General features: G+C 67.5%; 20 protein-coding genes and 1 pseudogene. 11 read left to right on the forward strand and 10 right to left on the reverse strand.

The window, feature by feature from the left end; all coding sequences use genetic code 11:
• Positions 1–2: 2 nt before the first annotated feature.
• The 4 genes and pseudogenes from ruvA to OG716_RS17320 all read right to left on the reverse strand — a co-directional run.
• The gene (gene ruvA / locus OG716_RS17305; protein WP_405138597.1) at positions 3–608 is read right to left on the reverse strand and encodes a Holliday junction branch migration protein RuvA; all 606 of its coding nucleotides are present in this window, start codon (positions 606–608) and stop codon (positions 3–5) included.
• Positions 605–1,174, reverse strand: coding sequence for a crossover junction endodeoxyribonuclease RuvC (gene ruvC / locus OG716_RS17310; protein ID WP_405138598.1), 570 nt, complete (start codon positions 1,172–1,174; stop codon positions 605–607). The genes ruvA and ruvC overlap by 4 nt, the downstream gene beginning before the upstream one ends.
• A gap of 87 nt (positions 1,175–1,261) precedes the next feature.
• Positions 1,262–1,663: an acyl-CoA thioesterase gene (locus tag OG716_RS17315; RefSeq protein ID WP_405138599.1), complete on the reverse strand. Its 402-nt coding sequence runs from the start codon at positions 1,661–1,663 to the stop codon at positions 1,262–1,264.
• 4 nt (positions 1,664–1,667) lie between these two features.
• Positions 1,668–1,763: pseudogene (locus tag OG716_RS17320) on the reverse strand (O-acetyl-ADP-ribose deacetylase); the annotation flags it as partial.
• 76 nt (positions 1,764–1,839) lie between these two features.
• On the opposite strand from OG716_RS17320, the gene OG716_RS17325 reads away from it, so the two are divergent.
• Positions 1,840–2,571 carry a tyrosine-protein phosphatase gene (locus OG716_RS17325; protein WP_405138600.1) on the forward strand — a complete coding sequence of 244 codons (732 nt, stop codon included), beginning with the start codon at positions 1,840–1,842 and terminating at the stop codon, positions 2,569–2,571.
• A 37-nt stretch (positions 2,572–2,608) separates the two neighbouring features.
• On the opposite strand, the gene OG716_RS17330 is transcribed toward OG716_RS17325, so the two are convergent.
• The 3 genes from OG716_RS17330 to pdxT all read right to left on the reverse strand — a co-directional run bounded on the left by OG716_RS17330 (position 2,609) and on the right by pdxT (position 4,611).
• Positions 2,609–3,043 carry a hypothetical protein gene (locus OG716_RS17330; RefSeq protein WP_405138601.1) on the reverse strand — a complete coding sequence of 145 codons (435 nt, stop codon included), beginning with the start codon at positions 3,041–3,043 and terminating at the stop codon, positions 2,609–2,611.
• 115 nt (positions 3,044–3,158) lie between these two features.
• A complete protein-coding gene (locus OG716_RS17335) occupies positions 3,159–3,911 on the reverse strand; it encodes a YebC/PmpR family DNA-binding transcriptional regulator (RefSeq protein ID WP_327145560.1) in 753 nt (250 codons plus the stop codon).
• A 76-nt stretch (positions 3,912–3,987) separates the two neighbouring features.
• Complete coding sequence (gene pdxT, locus OG716_RS17340) at positions 3,988–4,611, reverse strand: pyridoxal 5'-phosphate synthase glutaminase subunit PdxT (protein WP_327146503.1); 624 nt, start codon at positions 4,609–4,611, stop codon at positions 3,988–3,990.
• A 208-nt stretch (positions 4,612–4,819) separates the two neighbouring features.
• Between pdxT and OG716_RS17345 the strand changes: the two genes are divergently transcribed.
• The gene (locus OG716_RS17345) at positions 4,820–6,511 is read left to right on the forward strand and encodes an APC family permease (RefSeq protein ID WP_405139727.1); all 1,692 of its coding nucleotides are present in this window, start codon (positions 4,820–4,822) and stop codon (positions 6,509–6,511) included.
• A 403-nt stretch (positions 6,512–6,914) separates the two neighbouring features.
• Here the strand turns inward: OG716_RS17345 and OG716_RS17350 are convergent, their stop codons facing one another.
• On the reverse strand, positions 6,915–7,766 hold the full coding sequence (locus tag OG716_RS17350) for an acyl-CoA thioesterase (protein ID WP_405138602.1): 852 nt from the start codon (positions 7,764–7,766) through the stop codon (positions 6,915–6,917).
• 188 nt (positions 7,767–7,954) lie between these two features.
• Here OG716_RS17350 and OG716_RS17355 point away from each other — a divergent pair, with 188 nt between their 5' ends.
• The 8 genes from OG716_RS17355 (at position 7,955) to OG716_RS17390 (ending at position 16,727) form a co-directional block, all read left to right on the forward strand.
• Positions 7,955–9,169 carry a hypothetical protein gene (locus OG716_RS17355; RefSeq protein ID WP_405138603.1) on the forward strand — a complete coding sequence of 405 codons (1,215 nt, stop codon included), beginning with the start codon at positions 7,955–7,957 and terminating at the stop codon, positions 9,167–9,169.
• Between the two features lie 62 nt (positions 9,170–9,231).
• Positions 9,232–11,439 carry a tetratricopeptide repeat protein gene (locus OG716_RS17360; protein ID WP_405138604.1) on the forward strand — a complete coding sequence of 736 codons (2,208 nt, stop codon included), beginning with the start codon at positions 9,232–9,234 and terminating at the stop codon, positions 11,437–11,439.
• 12 nt (positions 11,440–11,451) lie between these two features.
• Positions 11,452–12,354: a PP2C family protein-serine/threonine phosphatase gene (locus OG716_RS17365; protein ID WP_405138605.1), complete on the forward strand. Its 903-nt coding sequence runs from the start codon at positions 11,452–11,454 to the stop codon at positions 12,352–12,354.
• Between the two features lie 2 nt (positions 12,355–12,356).
• Positions 12,357–13,649, forward strand: coding sequence for a VWA domain-containing protein (locus OG716_RS17370; RefSeq protein ID WP_405138606.1), 1,293 nt, complete (start codon positions 12,357–12,359; stop codon positions 13,647–13,649).
• A gap of 9 nt (positions 13,650–13,658) precedes the next feature.
• Positions 13,659–14,369, forward strand: coding sequence for an FHA domain-containing protein (locus OG716_RS17375; protein ID WP_405138607.1), 711 nt, complete (start codon positions 13,659–13,661; stop codon positions 14,367–14,369).
• Positions 14,366–15,802 carry a hypothetical protein gene (locus OG716_RS17380; protein WP_405138608.1) on the forward strand — a complete coding sequence of 479 codons (1,437 nt, stop codon included), beginning with the start codon at positions 14,366–14,368 and terminating at the stop codon, positions 15,800–15,802. Before OG716_RS17375 ends, OG716_RS17380 begins: the two co-directional genes overlap by 4 nt.
• An 86-nt stretch (positions 15,803–15,888) precedes the next feature.
• Complete coding sequence (locus OG716_RS17385; RefSeq protein WP_405138609.1) at positions 15,889–16,518, forward strand: hypothetical protein; 630 nt, start codon at positions 15,889–15,891, stop codon at positions 16,516–16,518.
• A gap of 32 nt (positions 16,519–16,550) precedes the next feature.
• Positions 16,551–16,727, forward strand: coding sequence for a hypothetical protein (locus OG716_RS17390; protein WP_405138610.1), 177 nt, complete (start codon positions 16,551–16,553; stop codon positions 16,725–16,727).
• Between the two features lie 48 nt (positions 16,728–16,775).
• Here the strand turns inward: OG716_RS17390 and OG716_RS17395 are convergent, their stop codons facing one another.
• Together OG716_RS17395 and OG716_RS17400 are read right to left on the reverse strand one after the other, a co-directional pair.
• Complete coding sequence (locus OG716_RS17395) at positions 16,776–17,141, reverse strand: hypothetical protein (RefSeq protein WP_405138611.1); 366 nt, start codon at positions 17,139–17,141, stop codon at positions 16,776–16,778.
• 74 nt (positions 17,142–17,215) lie between these two features.
• Positions 17,216–17,458, reverse strand: coding sequence for an LLM class flavin-dependent oxidoreductase (locus OG716_RS17400; RefSeq protein ID WP_405138612.1), 243 nt, complete (start codon positions 17,456–17,458; stop codon positions 17,216–17,218).
• A gap of 134 nt (positions 17,459–17,592) precedes the next feature.
• Between OG716_RS17400 and OG716_RS17405 the strand changes: the two genes are divergently transcribed.
• On the forward strand, positions 17,593–18,144 hold the full coding sequence (locus tag OG716_RS17405; RefSeq protein WP_405138613.1) for a DUF1990 family protein: 552 nt from the start codon (positions 17,593–17,595) through the stop codon (positions 18,142–18,144).
• Positions 18,145–18,161: the final 17 nt, after the last annotated feature.

Below are 18,161 nucleotides of genomic sequence, written 5' to 3' on the forward strand. Positions count from 1 at the left end.
GCCTATCGGTTCTTGCCCAGCAGCCCCAGCGCCGCCCGCAGGGCCTGCGAGGTACCCAGGTCGGGATCGTGAACCAGGACCGCCTCCACCGCGGGTTCGGCCTGCTTCACCGGGAAGCCGAGGCCGATCAGCGCCTCCACCACCTGCTCGCGCACGGGGGTGACCGCGACCGTGGAGCCAGATCCGGGCGGACCGGACTGCACCGGAACAAGATCCACCTTGTCGCGCAATTCCACCACCATGCGCTCGGCGCCGCGCTTGCCGATACCGGGCACGCGGGTCAGGGCGGCGACATTGGATTCCGCGAGCGCCTTGCGCAGCGCTTCGGGCTCGAGCACCGCGAGCACCGCCATGGCGATCTTGGGCCCTACGCCGGACACGGTCAGCAGGAGCCCGAACAGCTCACGAGACTCGGTGTCGGAGAACCCGAACAGCGTCATGGAATCCTCGCGCACGATCATGGTCGTGTAGAGGCGCGCATCCTCGCCGCGAGTGAGCGTGGATAGTGTGACGGGGGTGGCATTGAGCCGATAACCGACTCCGGCGGCCTCCAGGACCACATGGTCGAGCCCGATCTCGAGCACCTCACCGCGTACCGACGCGATCACCCGGACACCGCCTTCCGTTGCTGGGCAAGCTTTTCCTCGTACATGCGCCGCTGCGCGGCCGCCATGGCCTCTGCCTTGGCCATGCGATCGATCATCGGCGCGCGCCAGCAGTGACAGATGGCCAGTGCGAGCGCATCGGCGGCATCGGCCGGTTTCGGCGCGACCGCCAGCCCGAGGATACGGGTCACCATGGCGGTTACTTGCGCCTTGTCCGCCGAGCCGTTTCCGGTGACGGCGGCCTTCACCTGACTGGGGGTGTGGAAGTGCACCGGGATGCCGCGGCGTGCGGCCGCGAGTGCGATGACGCCGCCCGCCTGTGCGGTGCCCATGGCGGTGCGGACATTGTTCTGTGAGAACACTCGCTCGATGGCGACGGCCTCGGGCTTGTACTTGTCCATCCACAGCTCGGCGGCATCGGCGACACCCATGAGCCGCTGCGCCAGATCCATCTCCGGCGGCGTGCGCACCACATCGACCTGAAGGGCCTTGACCGACCGTCCCAGACCGCCCTCGACCATGCTGAGCCCGCACCGGGTAAGCCCGGGGTCGACGCCCATCACCCGCACGAAAACCCCTCTCACCGCAGACGAACAACTGTTCGAGAGTCTAACGGAACAGCGCGGATTCCCCGCCCACCGACACGAGCGCGCCGCTCACGGACAGGACGGCTGCGCCCCGAGCAGTGTCGGATCCGTCGCCCGCTTCGCCCACTCCTGTGCCGGATTCGCCACCAGCCGCCGCGTGCGCAGGTCCATCAGCCCGCTCACATGAGTGACGGTCGCGGATAGCTCCCCATCAGCGCGAATCAACTCGTGCTCAACGCGATACGTCTTTCCCGCACCCCACACCCACGAGCAGGACACCTCCACCGCATCCCCCGCCCGCAACTCCCGGTGATACTTGATCACCGTCTCCAGATTCACCGGCCCCAACCCGTCGGCCAGCAATTCCGCCACCGAAATCCCCGCCGCCTGAACACATTCGAACCGCGAGTGATCCGCGAACTGCTGATAGGCGGCACCCGTCACATGCAACTGCGGATCCAGATCAGACACCCTGACCCCCACCACCCAGCAGCGACGAATTCGCCGCATTCACCACCGCTTCCACGTGCTGCACAGTGATATCCCCTCGAACCGCCACCAATTCGACCATGCCCGCATTCTCGCACCGGGCAACCGAGCGGGAGGTGGCAGGATGAGCCTGCCGGAGTGTTCTCAGGGGGTCGAATATGAAGCGGCACATCGAGTTCGAACGACTGCACAACTTCCGGGATATGGGTGGCTACCGGACCGGCGACGGGCGGATGGTCGCATGGGGACGGCTGTATCGGTCCGACTCGCTCGGCAAGCTTCGTGGCCAGGACTGGAATCGCTTCCTCTGCCTGGATATTCGCACGGTCATAGACCTGCGGTACCCGTGGGAGATCGAGGCCAAGGGCGCGGTTCCCGAGCCGGAACGGTTCTCCTACGCCAACTTCAGCATCGAGCACCGCCCGTACGATCAGGCGTCGATAGACCCGGATCTCGACCCCTGGCGCTACCTGGCGGACAGATTCGCCGAGGTCGCAGCCGACGGTGTCGAGGAGATCCGCCGGGTCATCGAATCGATCGCCGACGCCGAAGGACCCACGGTATTCCACTGCGCCTCCGGCAAAGACCGCACCGGCCTCATCGCCGCACTGGTCCTGACCGCCGTGGATGTCTCCGAGGAACAGATCCTCGCCGACTTCGCCCTGACCGAACTGGCAACCCCGCTCCTCATCGAGGAATGGCAGGAAGCACATCCGAACCGCGAACTCCGATGGCCCGGATACGGACGCGCACCCGCGCAGATCATGCGGCTCGTTCTCGGCGATCTCGCCGAAGCTCACGGATCGGTGCACCGGTACATCTCCGAGGAGCTGGGGATCGAGAAGCACACGATCGAGAAGCTGAAGTCCCAGCTGATCACCGACATGTAGGCGATCAGCTGGAATCGGGTACAGCGCAAACGGCAGGTCAGCCGGCGGAGCCGGTGTGGGGGGCCAGTTTTTGGTCGTTGTCGACTGTGGCGGTTTGGTAGTCGATGGTGACCGGGTAGGTGTTGTCCCAGGTGCCGGGGTCTTGGACCTGGTTGTTCTGGAAGGTGCCGTCGGGGTTCATGGTTGTTTCTGTGTGCCAGCCGCCGGGCTGGTAGTCACTCGGGCAGGAGATCGGGATCTGTTCGGTGGTGCGGCGGCCCGCGTAGCCCGAGAAGTCGTGGGCGCCACCGCCGAATGAGCAGGTGACGCGGCCGGTGACGTAGTAGATGTCGTCGGTGTCGTTGCGGCAGGTGTAGTCGCTGCAGGACAGGCCGGGGGCGAGATCTTTCGCGGCGGCGTGCGGGGCGAGTACCCCTAGTCCGGCGGAGATCAGGGCGGTGATGCCGAGGGCGACGGTCAACCGTTGCGCCATGCGTGTGTGAACTCCTTCGTCAAAACCCGACCTGAAATCCACTGTACCGATACGAAAATCGCAGGCCGCCCCCAAAAAATAGGGGCGGCCTGCGATTGCCGGTATGGGTGCGAACTCAGTCGTCGAGTTCGGCGAGGACCTCATCGGAGATGTCCACATTGGTGTAGACGTTCTGGACGTCGTCGCTGTCTTCGAGCGCGTCGATCAGCTTGAAGACCTTGCGGGCGGTGTCGGCGTCGACCGAGACCGACATCGACGGCTGGAAGCCCGAGTCGGCGGAGTCGTAGTCGAAACCGGCCGCCTGCAGCGCGGTACGCACCGCGATCAGATCGCCGGGCTCGGAGATGACCTCGAAGGACTCGCCCAGATCGTTGACCTCTTCGGCGCCGGCATCGAGCACCGCCATGAGCACGTCGTCCTCGGAGTGATTGTGCTTCTCCAGGGTGACCAGGCCCTTGCGGTGGAACAGGTACGACACCGAACCCGGATCGGCCATATTGCCGCCGTTGCGGGTCATCGCCAGGCGCACTTCACCGGCAGCGCGATTGCGATTATCGGTGAGGCACTCGATCAGCACGGCAACACCATTGGGGCCGTAGCCCTCGTACATGATGGTCTGCCAGTCGGCGCCGCCGGCTTCTTCGCCACCGCCGCGCTTGCGAGCGCGCTCGATATTGTCATTGGGCACCGACGACTTCTTCGCCTTCTGAATGGCGTCGTACAGCGTCGGATTGCCGTCCGGGTCACTTCCACCGGTGCGGGCCGCCACCTCGATGTTCTTGATCAACTTGGCGAAGAGCTTGCCGCGCTTCGCGTCGATCCCGGCCTTCTTGTGCTTGGTGGTGGCCCATTTGGAGTGGCCGCTCATTCCCTACTTCCTCTTTTCAGGGGGCAGGAGCCCACAGATGGACAGCGCCCCAGTCTACTGATCTTGTGCAGCCGGGTCACACCCCGATGCGCGGGCGCACCACGGTGTCGACGAACAGCCGGTGCACCCGCAGGTCGCCGGTCACCTCCGGGTGGAAGGACGTGGCCAGCACATTGCCCTGCCGCACCGCGACGATGGTGCCCGCGGCGGGTCCGGAGGGCACACGCGCCAGCACCTCGACATTGTCGCCCGCCCGCTCCACCCATGGGGCACGAATGAAAACCGCGCGTACCGGGCCGTCATCGAGGCCGCGGAAATCCAGATCGGTTTCGAAGGAATCGACCTGACGACCGAAGGCATTGCGCCGCACCGTCATATCGATGCCGTTGAGCGTATGCATGTCCGGGCGGGTGTCGAGCACCTCGGAGGCCAGCAGGATCATGCCCGCGCAGGACCCGAAGGCGGGCAGGCCGTCACGCAGTCGCTTGCGCAGCGGCTCGAGCAGGTCGAAGACCTCCAGCAGTTTGCTGATGGTGGTGGATTCGCCTCCGGGGAGCACCAATCCGTCGACGGCATCGAGTTCGGATTCGCGGCGCACGGCCACCGGCTCGGCGCCGCACGCTGCCAGCGCGTGCATATGCTCGCGCACGTCGCCCTGCAGGGCCAGCACGCCAATCGTCGGAGTCACGCCGTCGAGCATACGTTCGGGTGCTGATGTGGCCCTGCTCACCCAGGGTGTGAAGGTTTCGTTAGGACGGGTGTCCAGCTGTCGCCGGAGGTGAACACTCCGCGATGTGACTGATGTGTTACGAGAGACCACACCCGGCCCGCGCGGTGGGGTAGATGCTCCGCCGCCGAAGCACGGGCTGACTGTTTCGACCGGGTTGGCCGGGCTTTCGCTGGACGCCATGGCGTCGGTCGCCTACGGTCCCGAGGCGATCGTGCTGGTGCTGGCGGCCGCGGGCTCGGCCGGTCTGGGATACACACTGCCGGTGACCCTGGCCATCGTGGTGCTGCTGACCGTTCTCATCGCGTCCTACCGTCAGGTCATCGCGGCCTTCCCGAACGGCGGCGGCGCGTACGCGGTGGCCAAGGCGCGGCTCGGGCGGCGCACGAGTCTGGTCGCGGCGGCCTCGCTGATCGTCGACTACGTGCTGAATGTGGCCGTTTCCATCGCGGCCGGTGTGGCCGCACTGACCTCCGCGTTCCCGGAGCTGCTGCCGTACACGATGTGGGTCTGCCTGGCGGTGCTGGTGGGCATCACGGTGCTGAACCTGTACGGCATTCGGGAGAGCGCGCGGGCGTTCATGGCCCCGACCGCGGTCTTCGTCATCGGCATCTTCGCGGTGATCATCGCCGGATTGCTGCGCTCGGATCCGGCGAGCGTCTCGAGTGGCGCGGCCGTGGCGACCGATGCCAAGACCATCGGAATCCTGTTGCTGCTCAAGGCATTCTCCAGCGGATGCGCGGCGCTCACCGGCGTCGAGGCCATTGCGAATGCGGTGCCGAGCTTCCAGCAGCCCAAGGTGAAGCGGGCCCAGCGCGCCGAGGTCGCACTCGGCGTCCTGCTCGGCCTCATGCTGATCGGCCTGGCCACCCTGATCGGCAAGTTCTCGATCCAACCGATCGACGGCACCACCGTGCTCTCACAGCTGACCGAAGCCGCGCTCGGCCATGGAATCGCCTACTACGTCGTGCAATTCGCGACCGTACTGCTGCTGGCCCTGGCCGCCAACACCTCCTACGGCGGATTGCCGACGCTCACCAAAATCCTCGCCGACGACAACTGCCTGCCGCATCGCTTCGCGGTGACCTCGCCGCGCCAGGTGTACCGATTCGGCGTACTGGCACTGGGCATTTCGTCCGCGGTGCTGCTGATGGCGTCCGAGGGCAATATGAACGCGCTCGTGCCGCTGTTCGCCATCGGCGTCTTCGTCGGCTTCACCATCGCCCAGGTCGGCATGGTCCGGCACTGGCTCGCCACGCGCAGCGACGGCTGGTTGTGGCGTACGGCGCTCAATGGTCTCGGCGCCGTCCTCACCTTAGTCGCCGCGATCGTGACCACCTCCATGAAGTTCACCGAGGGCGCCTGGCTGATCGTCGTGGTGCTGCCCCTGCTGGTGCTGGTCATGGAGAAGATTCGCACGATCTACGAGCGAATCGACGGCTGCCGCGGCGCGGACTGCGTCCCGGAAACACCCCGACCGACCGAAACCGCCATCGTGGTCCCGGTCTCCGAGGTATCCGAGCTGAGCCGCGAAGCCCTCTCCGCCGCAATGTCATTGGGCCGCGACGTGATCGCCGTGCACGTCTGCATGCACGACGAGAACATCACCGTCTTCACCAAGGAGTGGCAGGCCTGGCATCCGGATGTCCGCCTGGTACTGCTCGAAGACGGCGACGCCACCGTCGGCGGACCGGTGGCCCGCTACGTCCGCGACCATTTCGACGGGCGCCGCAAGGTCGTGGTGATCGCCGAAGTCGAACCACCCGCAGGCTGGAACCACGTCCTCCCCAGCCACCGCAGCGACGAACTGGAGCGGGTCCTGCGCAAAATGCCCGACACCGTCGTCTGCCACCTGCGCGTGCAAACAGCCTGACCGACGAAGCGCGGCCCGGTCCTTTCGGAAGGACCGGGCCGCCTCACGTTCCGGTACTAGGCCGAGCCGCAACCCGCCGGAGTCGTCGCCGGCGATTCCCAGCAGAGCGGGTTGAAGCTGCCCGTCGATGCCACCGGGCTCAGCAGTGCGGCAATCGCTGAAAGAAAGTTCATGGTGCGTATCCGTTCCGTCCGCCGGCGACAGTCCGCCGGTGACATCGCACAGTAGGCAGCAATATCAACATTGTCATGCCCATAGTTCCGTCGGGGCCGAGTCGAGGGAACTCACGGACTCTGCTGCGGTGCAGAGGGGTTCGGGCACCACATGACAGTGAGTCATGCCGTCGGAGCGGCCGCCCGTCCGAGACCTCTTGGCGCGCAGCGATCAATGGCGTGCCCGAAGGTCAGTTCGTGCCCGAGGGGTAGGACTCCGTCTTCTTGTCGCGGAAGGTGCGGATCAGTCCCTCCTGGACTACGACGGCGACGAGTTCGCCCTGGCGGTTCCAGATGCGGCCTGCGGTGAGGGCGCGGCCGAAGCCGGCGGAGGGGGATTGCTGGTCGTAGAGGAGCCAGTCGTCGGCGCGGAAGGGGCGGAGGAACCACATGGCGTGGTCCAGGGAGGCGTTTTGGGTGGGCTCGTCGGGGTGCGGGACCTTCGAGGAGCCGAGGAGGGTCATATCGCTCATGTAGGCGAGGGTGCAGACGTGGAAGAGGGGGTCGTTGGGGAGGGGGTGGCGGTAGCGGAACCAGACCTGCTGCTGGGCGGCCAGGCCCTCGCGGCGGTCCACCAACTCCTGCGGGACCGTGCGGATGTCCCAGTGCTCCCATTCCCGCATGGCCCAGAGCCGTTCGGGGCTCATCGAGATAGCGGCATCGGGCAGGTCGTCCGGTGCGGGCACGGTCGGCATCTCGTCCTGGTGTTCGGGGCCTTCGTCACCGATGTGGAAGGACGCCGACATGGTGAAGATGGCGTCGCCGTTCTGCACGCCGGTCACGCGGCGGGTGCAGAAGGAACGGCCGTCGCGAATCCGATCCACCAGGAAGACAGTCGGTTCCAGGGGATTGCCGGGCCGCAGGAAGTAACCGTGCAGCGAATGCACCTGGTAGGCGGCATCCACCGTCCGGGTCGCCGCGACCAGCGCCTGTCCGGCAACCTGACCGCCGAACGTGCGCGGCAGCTGCGTCTTGGTGGACGCGCCACGGAAGATGTCACGCTCGAGCCGCTCGATTTCGAGGGCCTCTTCGATCGTTGCCATGCACCGTTCCCTTCCGGATTGTCCGGCTCAGGCTAACAACTGGGCACTACCGGGACCTGCGCGACCTGCCCGAACGCCGCACGCCGAAGTCCGGCAAATACTTACGATTTGCTTACGGGCAGCGGTGGCAACATGAGCAGAGGGGGTTGACCCCATCAAGATCCAGCGCTTGCACGGGGGGCCAGTCAGTGTTGACACTTGCCGAGGCCGATACGGCCTTGGCCCGGCTCGATGCCGATCGCTCCGATATCTCCGCCAATCTGGTGGAGTTGGAGGGTCATCCGGGGGTTCGTTTTCTCGATGAGGTGCCACTGGCCGGCGCCAGTGCGCAGCGATGGGCGGCGGCGCGGGGCCGACTGGGCGTGGTGTGGTCGCAATTCACGCTGTTCGAGGGTGTGGTGGCGCGCGTGCACGAGGTGCGGGCGCGGCGGCTGCGGCCGGGTCCGGCCGAATTGAGCGATCTGACGGCGCTGCTGTGCGGGCCTTCGGTCGTGCTTGCGCCGCAGCCGATTCCGTTCGGCGAACGGCAGCTGACCGGGCCCGCGGTGGTCGGACGGGCGCTCACGCTGGCACAACTGGTGGGTGAGATGACGGCCGGCTACTCCGAGGTCGCGCGGATGGCCGCGGCCGCCGACACCGTGGCCTCATCATTTCTGCCAGGGGTCGACCGGGCCGATGCCGGAGTGCGCGAGATTCGGCAGACGGCCGCGGACCTGGAACTCGCCGCGATCGACCACCCCCTGCTGACACATATCGCGACAGTCGAACAGCGGTTGAACACCGAACGGGCACTTGCCATGTCGGATCCGCTGACGGTCGCCGAACGGCACCCGGATCCCGCCGATCCGGTGGCCCTCAGCCGCGAAATAGCGGAACTGCGAGCGAAACTGGCGGAATTGCGGGCACGCCGCGAGAGCGTCACGCAGCGGCTCTCGGCCCTGGCCGAGGCAGTGGAAGCGACCACGGCGCTGTACGACACCGCGCGGACCGCCGCGACCACCACTTCCGCGAAGATCCTCGGCGCCACTCCCCCAGCGCTGGAACCTCTTGCCCCGCTGCGAGGTCGGCTGACACTGCTGCAAACAGGCCGCACAACGCACTGGATTCGGCTCAATGACGAGGTGGTGGCGCTGACCCGCGATGTGGAGCGGGCACGCACCGCCGCCGATACCGCACGCGATCACGCGGTGGCGCTACTGGATCGACGGGACGAACTGCGCGGGCGACTGGACGCGTACCGCGCCAAGGGCGCACGCCTGCGCCTGAGCGAGGACATCACCGTCGACGCGCGATATCGCCGCGCCTACGAGCTACTGCATTGCACGCCTTGCGATCTCGCTGCCGCAACCCGGGCGCTCACGGAATACCAGCGGTCCATAACCGAACGGACAACCACAGCATGACCTCATGTACCCGCCCCGGCTGCGGCGGCGCCATCGCGGATGGTTTCTGCGATGAGTGCGGAATGGCGCCTGCACCGCAACTCGTTTCGGCAGTGAACGGCGTCGCGATCACACCTTCCCTCGCCACGCCCGCCCACTCCCTGCGTACCCCCGGCCCCTCGACCACGTTCACCTCGTCCTCGGGCAGGCAGAGCCGCCGCGGCTCGAGCCGATCCTCCTCGCGATCCAGTCGCTCCAACCGCACCGCCCGCTCGGCGCGCGGCCGCCTGGGCGCGGGCCTGGTCTCGATTCCGCAAGTGCCGTACCGGGATCCGTCGACGGCGGTGCTGTCCGATCCCCAGGTCCCCGAGCGGGAGCGCTTCTGCAGCAGCTGCGGCACACCGGTCGGCCGGGGCCGTGACACCACCCCCGGACGCCCGGAGGGCTTCTGCCGCCAGTGCGGGTCCGCCTACTCCTTCATCCCCAAACTCACTGCCGGAGAACTTGTTTCGGGCCAGTACGAGGTGCTGGGCTGCCTCGCGCACGGCGGCCTGGGCTGGGTCTACCTGGCTCGCGACCGCAATGTGAGCGACCGCTGGGTGGTGCTCAAGGGCCTGCTCGACACCGGCGACGCCGATGCCATGGCCGCCGCGGTGGCCGAGCGGCAGTTCCTGGCCACGGTGGAACACCCGAACATCGTGAAGATCTTCAATTTCGTGCGGCATCCCGACCCCCGGACCGGGGAGCAGGTCGGCTACATCGTCATGGAATACGTCGGCGGGGCCTCGCTCAAGGAGTTGCGGTCCCAGCGCGATGCCGTCGGCAATCTGGCGCCGCTGCCGCTGGCGCAGGGTCTGGCCTACATTCTCGAGATCCTGCCCGCGCTCGGGCATCTGCACTCCCTCGGACTGCTGTACTGCGATTTCAAGCCCGACAATATGATTCAGACCGAAGAGCAGCTCAAGCTCATCGACCTGGGCGCGGTGCGGCGCATGGACGATGAGGAGAGCGCCGGCTTCAAAACCGACGGTTACTGCGCACCGGAGCTGGAAACCGAAGGCGCGTCGATCGAATCGGATCTGTTCACGGTCGCGCGCACCCTCGCCCTGCTGACCTTCAATTTCGATTACCGCTCGGCCTACCGCTACACCCTGCCGCCCGCCGCGGAGGTGCCGCTGCTGGCCGCGTACCCGTCCTTTCATCGGCTGCTGATCCGCGCCACCGCACCCGATGCCAATGATCGTTTCGCCTCCGCCGCGGAGATGATCGAACAGGTCACCGGGGTGCTGCGCGAGGTGGTCGCGGCGCAGGACGGGGTGCCCCGACCGGCATCATCGACCGTATTCAGCGGGGAGCGAAGGACTTTCGGCACGGAGCCGGACCAGTGGCCGACCCTCCCGGCGCCGGCGGTGATCGCGGCGGCGCTGCCGATTCCGCTCGTGGATCCGACCGATCCGGCTGCCGGGTTCCTCGCCACCAATGCCGGCGGTGACCCGAAAATGGTGGTGGCCGCCCTGGAGGCCGCATCGGTCTCCTCCCCCGAATTGACCCTCGCCCTGGTGCGGGCCCGCATCGACGCCGGTGATCCGGCCGCCGCCCGGACGGAACTGGATGTGCTGGAGGCGTCCGAAGACGCCGACTGGCGGATCACCTGGTATCGAGGTCTGGCCGCCTTGGCTGCCGGTGAAATGTCTTCGGCACGTGCGTTTTTCGATACCGTCTACGACCTGCTGCCCGGCGAGGCAGCAGTCAAGCTGGCGTTCGCGGCGGCGGCCGAATGCGACGGCGACGCCGCCACGGCGGCCGCGCTCTACGAACGGGTGTGGCGCACCGACAATGCCTATGCCAGCGCCGCCTTCGGTCTAGCGCGAACCCGCCTGCGGGACCGTGATATCGACGGGGCCATAGCGGCCGCGGAGTCGGTACCAGCGAGCTCGAGTCACCATGTGGCCGCGCAGCTTGCGGCCTTCGGCGCACAACTCGAGGGTGGCGCCCTGCAGCGGACGCACAAATACCTGGCGGCGGCGGGTGAGCGGCTCACCGGACTCCCCCTCGATCCGGAGCACAGGGCCTGGAAGAGCATTGCCGTCCTCGACGCCGCGCGGGAACTGGCTGTGGGACAACCCATTCCACACAGCCTCACGGTGCTCGGCTGCCGATTCGCCGATACCGAGCTGCGGCGCGCCCTCGAGGCGCAGTACCGGACCCTGGCCCGGCTGTCGCCGGACGGCACCGCCCGGCGCGATCTGGTGAACCGGGCCAATGCCGTTCGTCCCGTCAGCTGGGTGTGAGCGATGCGGTCGATGACGACCACGAAGGATGATGAGTTGAGCGACGCCTGCCCGGTATGCGGCATCACGTTCGAGATCGGCGACCGGTTCTGTGAGGACTGCGGCTACGCGCTCACCGGAGAAGTCACCGTACTCGCGGCGGATCGCCGCGAAGTCGATCTCGGCAGCTGTGCCGCGGTGACCGATCGCGGAAAACGCCATGCGCACAACGAGGATGCGATGGCACTGCGCCTGCTCACCGAGTCGCAGACCCGGGTCTTGGTGGTGTCCGACGGCGTCTCCTCCTCCGATCGTGCCGACGAGGCCGCCGAACGCGCCGCCGCCACCACCGCCGACCGGCTCACCGAGGAGCTGCGGGACGGCACCCATCCGGCCATCGCGATAGTCACCGCCATGGCGCAGGCCGCGGCGGCGGTCGCGGCGCTCGGCGATTCGGGTGACCGCAGCCCAGCGTGCACGCTGGTGTCTGCGGTGCTCACCGCCGAGGCCATCACCCTCGGCTGGGTCGGCGACAGTCGCGCCTACTGGCTCGCCGCCGGCGATTCGGCGCGCTGCCTGACCGACGACGATTCGGTCGCCGCCGGGCTCATCGCACACGGCGTCGATGCCGAGACCGCCATGGCGAGCCCCGGGGCGCATACGCTGACCGCCTGGCTCGGCGCCGACGCGGACGCCCTGGAACCGCATGTGCGCAGCTTCGTCCCGGACGGTCCGGGCCTGCTGCTGCTCTGCAGCGACGGGCTCTGGAACTACTTCCCGGCCGCCGACACCCTCTCCGATCTGGCCGCTCCGGCCGCCCGGACCGCACCGCTGACCACGGCACACAACCTGGCCGATCTGGCGCTGGCCGCCGGTGGCGGCGACAACATCACCGTCGCCGTGGCACCGTTTCCATCGAACCCGAGGAACTGCTGATCATGAACGCCCCCATCGGTTTCCGCATCGATACCTTTCAGAACGAATTCCTGCCGGCCGGCGGAACCCGGGTGAATGCCGTGGTCACGGTGACAGCCACCGCGAGTGGACCCGCCGCGGTCGTGGACGGCGCGGCGGAAGTCATCATCGTCGACTGCTCCGGATCCATGGATCACACCTACGGCAAGCTGAGCGCCGCCAAAAACGCTACCGCCGCGGCGATTTCGGCGGTGCGGGACGGTGTGGCCTTCGCCGTTGTCGCCGGGACCGATACCGCCCGCATGGTGTATCCGGTGACACCGGCGCTCATCGAGGCCAATGCCAACCACAAGCAGAATGCCATCAAAGCCGTCCAGGGCTTGCGCGCCGGTGGCGGCACCGCCATCGGCACCTGGTTGCAGCTGGCGCGCAAGCTGTTCGGCGACCGGGCCGGACTGCGGCACGCCATTCTCCTCACCGACGGCCGCGACGAACACGAGTCCGCGAACCAGCTCGATGCCGAGATCCGTTCGAGTACCGGCGTTTTCGCCTGCGACTGCCGTGGTGTCGGCACCGATTGGGAGATCGCCGAATTGCGCAAGATCTCCACCGCACTGCTCGGCACGGTCGATATCGTCGCCGATCCGGCGGATCTGGTGGCCGACTTCCGGGCCATGACCGCCGCGGCCATGGGCAAGGAGGTCGCCGATGTGGCGCTGCGCCTGTGGACGCCGCGCGGGGCGACGGTGAAGTTCGTCAAGCAGGTGGCCCCCGAACTGGCCGATCTGACCGGTCGCCGCACCGAATCCGGCACGCAGACAGGCGATTACCCGACCGGATCCTGGGGCGGCGCGGAGAGCCGCGACTATCACATCTGCATCGAGGTCGCCCCGGGCGGCGTCGGGGATGTCATGCTGGCGGGCCGGGTGAGCCTGGTGCGCACCAATGCCGCCGGGACCGAGGTACTGGGGCAGGGTCTGATCAAGGCCGTCTGGACCGATGATGTGGTGCAGTCCAGCAAGATCAGTCCCGAGGTGGCGCACTACACCGGTCAGGCCGAACTCGCCGGGGCCATTCAGGAAGGGCTCACGGCGCGGCGGCTCGGCGATCTGGACACTGCCACACAGCGATTGGGGCGAGCGGTGCAGCTGGCCGCCGAATCGGGGCATGAGGACACCGCGAAACTCCTTGCCGGAGTGGTCGATGTGCTCGACGCTCGGACCGGGACCGTGCGGCTGAAGTCTGCGGTGCGCAAGGCGGACGAGATGACCTTGGATACGCGGTCCACCAAGACCTCCCGTGTGCACAAGCGTTAGGGGCCGACCATGCTGACCTGCCCCGCCGGACACGACTCGGCGGCAACGGATTTCTGTGATGTGTGCGGGCTGCAGCTCGGTGCGTCCGAAACCGCGACGCATACCGCCGAACGCACCACGCCCACCGCCGAACCGCCGGGTGAACCATGTCCGCAGTGCGGTGAACCGCGCTCCGGGCGGTTCTGCGAAGGGTGCAGTTACGACTTCGTCGCCGGATTCCCGGTTGCCACCGTCGCACCCCTCGTCACCATCGCACCCGTTGCTGCGCCCGCGACGCCACCACCTGCACCCGCGCCGGACGAAACCGTCTGGACTGCAACCATTTCCGCCGACCGCAACTATTTCGACACGATGCGCAGCGAGGACGACGACATCGAGTTCCCCGCGCACTACCCCGAGCGCGCATTCGTCCTGCGCGGCGCTCAGGTCCGGGTGGGCCGCCGCCGCGCATCCGGCGGCTCGGGCCCCGAAATCGACCTCACCGGGCGGCCCCAGGATCCTGGCATCTCCCACGTGCACGTGCTCTTCCTGGCACAGACCGAGAACACCTGGGCCCTCATCGATCTCGGTTCCACCAATGGCACGCGCATCAATGACGGAATCGATCCGATCGAACAGGGCACGCCGATCGCCATCACGTCCGGCGATCGCATTCACATCGGCGCGTGGACGACGCTCACCCTCACCTCCTCGAAGCAGAACCGGGACAACGCATCATGACCACGGTCACCACCCGCCCGGCGCGACCGGCTCTCGACAGCGCCCGCCGACTGCTGCCGGCGCGCGCCGATACTCCGGGCTGGATTCGCTGGCTGGCGGTTCTCGCGGTACTGCTCACCGCGGGCGCCGCACTGGTGATAGCGACCGGCGCGAGTTCCACCCGGCATGGCATCGACGTGATCGGTCACCGCACCGCACCCACCGTCGCCGCCACCGAGGATCTGTATTTCGCGCTGGCCGATATGGATGCGCAGCTGGCGAATGTGCTTCTCGCCGGCGATGATTCCGCCCTCACCAGGGTGCGTGACACCGCTCTCGCCGGTATGGAGCAGCGGCGTACGCAGGTCGACGCCGATCTGCAGCAGGCCATGACCATCGCCACCAATGACGATGCGGCCGCGCAGATTCGCGAACTGCTCGATCTGTTCGGCAGGTATCAGGGGCAGGCCGCCGACACTCTGCAATTGACCAACCTCGACCACGGCGCGGCCGGGAAGCCTTCGGCGCGCACGCTGGACGCCTATCGCGCGGCGACCGGAATGGTTCCCGATCTGATGGCGCGGGCGCAGAAACTCGCCGACACCAATAGCGGGGTGCTGGAGAGCGCGTACAGCGACAGCGAGCACACCACGACGGTGGCGCGACTGCGGATCGCGGTGCTCGGCATTCTCGTCCTGGGCACGCTGCTGGGCCTGCAGGTCCTGCTGCGCGTGACGCTGCGCCGGCGCATCAACCCCGCGCTGGTCCTGACCACAGTGCTCGCCGCCGCACTCGTGATCGGTGGATTCACCGCGAATTCCACTGCCGCGCAACAGCTCACCACCGCCAAGAAGGATGCGTTCGACTCCCTGCTGGCGCTGCGCCAGGCGCGCGCCCTGTCCTACGACGCCAATGCCGACGAGAGCCGCTTCCTGCTCGACCCGGAGCGCGCCGGCGCCTACCAGGATGCGTTCTACCGCAAGTCGCAGCGCCTGGCCGGGGTCGCCGCGAACACTCTGGACGATTACGTGCCCGCGCTCGACAAGGCGCTCAGCACGAACGGCGCGGGCTTGGAGACGGCGCTGGCCGCGGACTCGTTCCTCGGAAAAGAGCTGCGCAACATTACTTTCAGCGGTGAGCGCACGGCCGCGCAGAACACCTTGACCGCCTACCAGAGCTATCAGCACGACGATCGCGCCCTGCGCGCGCAGGACCGCACCGATCTGCGGGCCGCCATCAGCCTCGACACCGGGCCGTCCAACGACCATTTCGCCGCCTACGATCAGGCGCTCGTGGCGACCATCGATATCAATCAGCGCGCATTCGACAGCGCCATCGCCGACAGCGAATCCGCGCTGGCGGGCTGGAACAACTGGCTTCCCCTCGGCGGTGCGGTGCTGATCAGCCTCCTCGTGCTGGTCGGCGTCCGCCCGCGCCTCGCCGAGTTCCGCTGACCCCATCGCGTCGGTGTCCGCCCGCGCCACACCGGAAACCGCTGACCCCTCCGCACCGGTCCCAAACCGTCGATCATGATGGACAGGTGCCCCGGTTCACCGCCATCTCCCCCGGCGCCCTGGCCGAGCTGGTCGCCGACCGCGCGATCAGCCTGCCGGGGCATGCGGTGATCGCTGTCGACGGCGCGGACGCCGCCGACCCGGTGACCTTCGCCCGCACCGTCGCCGACCTCCTGCGCGCCGGCGGCCGCCCCGCCGAGGTCGTCGCCCTGCACGATTTCGTCCGCCCCGCCTCGGTCCGACTGGAGTACGACCGCAGCGGCGAATACACCTACCGCACAGCCTGGTTCGACTACGCCGCCCTGGATCGTGAAGTCCTGCAAGCCCTCCGGCAGCACGGCCGTTGGCTTCCCGCCCTCTGGAACGAACACACCGACCGCTCCGCCCGAGCCCGCATCCGCACTGCCGCCCCCGGCACCCTCCTCCTCATCGCAGGCCCCATGCTCCTGGGCCGCAACCTGGACTTCGACCTCACCATCAGCCTGCACATGTCGGAGCCCGCCCTCCGCCGCCGTACCAGCCCCGACGCAGCCTTCACCATCGAAGCCCTCCGCGAACACAACTCCGAAGCCCCCGACATCCTGATCGCCTGGGACCACCCCGACCGCCCAGCCGTCCGCGACCGCACCCGGCAAGGCCCTCACCGGGACCGATAGCGCACGCCCCGAAACAGGCGTATGCAGGCACTATGGGCCAGCATCCACAGCGAACACCGTTCTACGGCGTCCTGATGCTGCTCACAGTCATGATCAGCGGCCTCTGGGTCCGCGACCTCCCCTGGCTCGCCCTCCAGGTAATCGCCTGGATCGTCCTGTTCATCATCGGCGTCGCGGGTTTCCTCATGACCTTCCGCGACTACTCGTGACGGGACAGTTGGAGTCGAGGCCGGAGAGCAGCGGGCTCCCTCGCCTGCCTAATGGCCTGCGAGTTCGGCTACGACGGGAGCGAAGGTTTCTGCGAAGTCGGCACCGAATACGAAATAGGAGAAGCCGGTTTCCTCGCGGCGGCGTTGGATTTCCTCGATTGCGGCGGCCGGGTCAGCCGGGAGGATTGCCGGGGTGTCCGGGGGAAGGTCGGCTGGTTTGGTGTCGGGGGATGCCATGAAGGGTGCGACCATGTCGCCGATGATCGGGACGTGTAGGGCGAGTTCGACGTCTCCGAGGGCACGGACCTCGTGGGCCAGACGGCTGACGTCGGCGCGGGCCTCGTGTGGTCGCAGGGCGAAGTTGACGGTGTCGGCGAGTTCGGCCGCCATTGCGCGGGCCTTGGGTCCGCGCACTGCCATCACCACGGGCGTGCGGAGATCGGGGCCGTCGAGATCTCGCAGCGTCGTGATGGTCTCGCGGACCTGGGTCAGCCGTTCGCCCGGAGGGACGACCGGTAGTCCCGTTCGCGCAGTTCGTCCTCGATTCCGGGTCTGCCGGTGCCGATTCCGAACTCGAAACGACCGTCGGTCAGCAGCGACGGCGAGTGCGCTTCCCACGCCGTCATCCACGCCGGGCGGAACGGGGAGGCGTACACCCGGACGCCCACGCGCAGGTTGGGGGCAAGGGCCGCCGCGGTCGCCAGCATGGTGTCGGGCGAGGGTTGCGCCACTCGAGGCGCTGGCACTGTATCGCGCGACTGCGCGGAGACGTTGGCGCGACGCTTACACACAGCGTCCACTACACCTGCGCGTCCAACGCCGATAGCCTGACGGAGGAAAAGCGGGACACCCCGACGGGAGCGTCATGGTGCGGAACAGGTCGGAAAGCGGTGGTGGGGGGCTCAACTACGGACCGGTGGGTTCGACCCGTCCCGGCGATATCGACTGGGGCGGCGCCGGTTCGGGGTACCGCGGGTATGAGAGGACTGTTGTCGTCGGACACGGGGAGGTCGACTGGCGGCGGGCTGCCGAGGCGGTGATGAGCTGGGAAGTAAAGCGGCGCAGCGGGTTCCGGGTCGAGCCGCAGCCGGGGGCCGAGTTGCGGGTGGCGACCGGGGCCGAGTATCGAATCACTGCGGCGTTCGGGCCGTTCGCGATTCACGAGCCGGTGCGCGTTGTCGCCGTGGTGGAGACATTGATCCGTTGCGGGTTCGCCTACGGCACGCTGCCGGGGCATCCGGTCTCAGGGGAAGAGGCGTTCATCGTTCATCGCAGCCCGGACGGGACGGTCGCGCTCACCATTCGTTCGGTGACCCGGCCCGCCCCCACCGGCGTCTGGCAGGCGTTGTTCCCACTGATTCTTGTTGCCCAGCGCCGCTACCGGGGCCGCTATCTCCGCGCCCTGATACCGCTGTAATCGGACGAAATCGATTT

The sequence above is a fragment of the Nocardia sp. NBC_01388 genome (assembly GCF_045040085.1).
In the GTDB taxonomy this organism is placed as follows: Bacteria; Actinomycetota; Actinomycetes; order Mycobacteriales; family Mycobacteriaceae; genus Nocardia.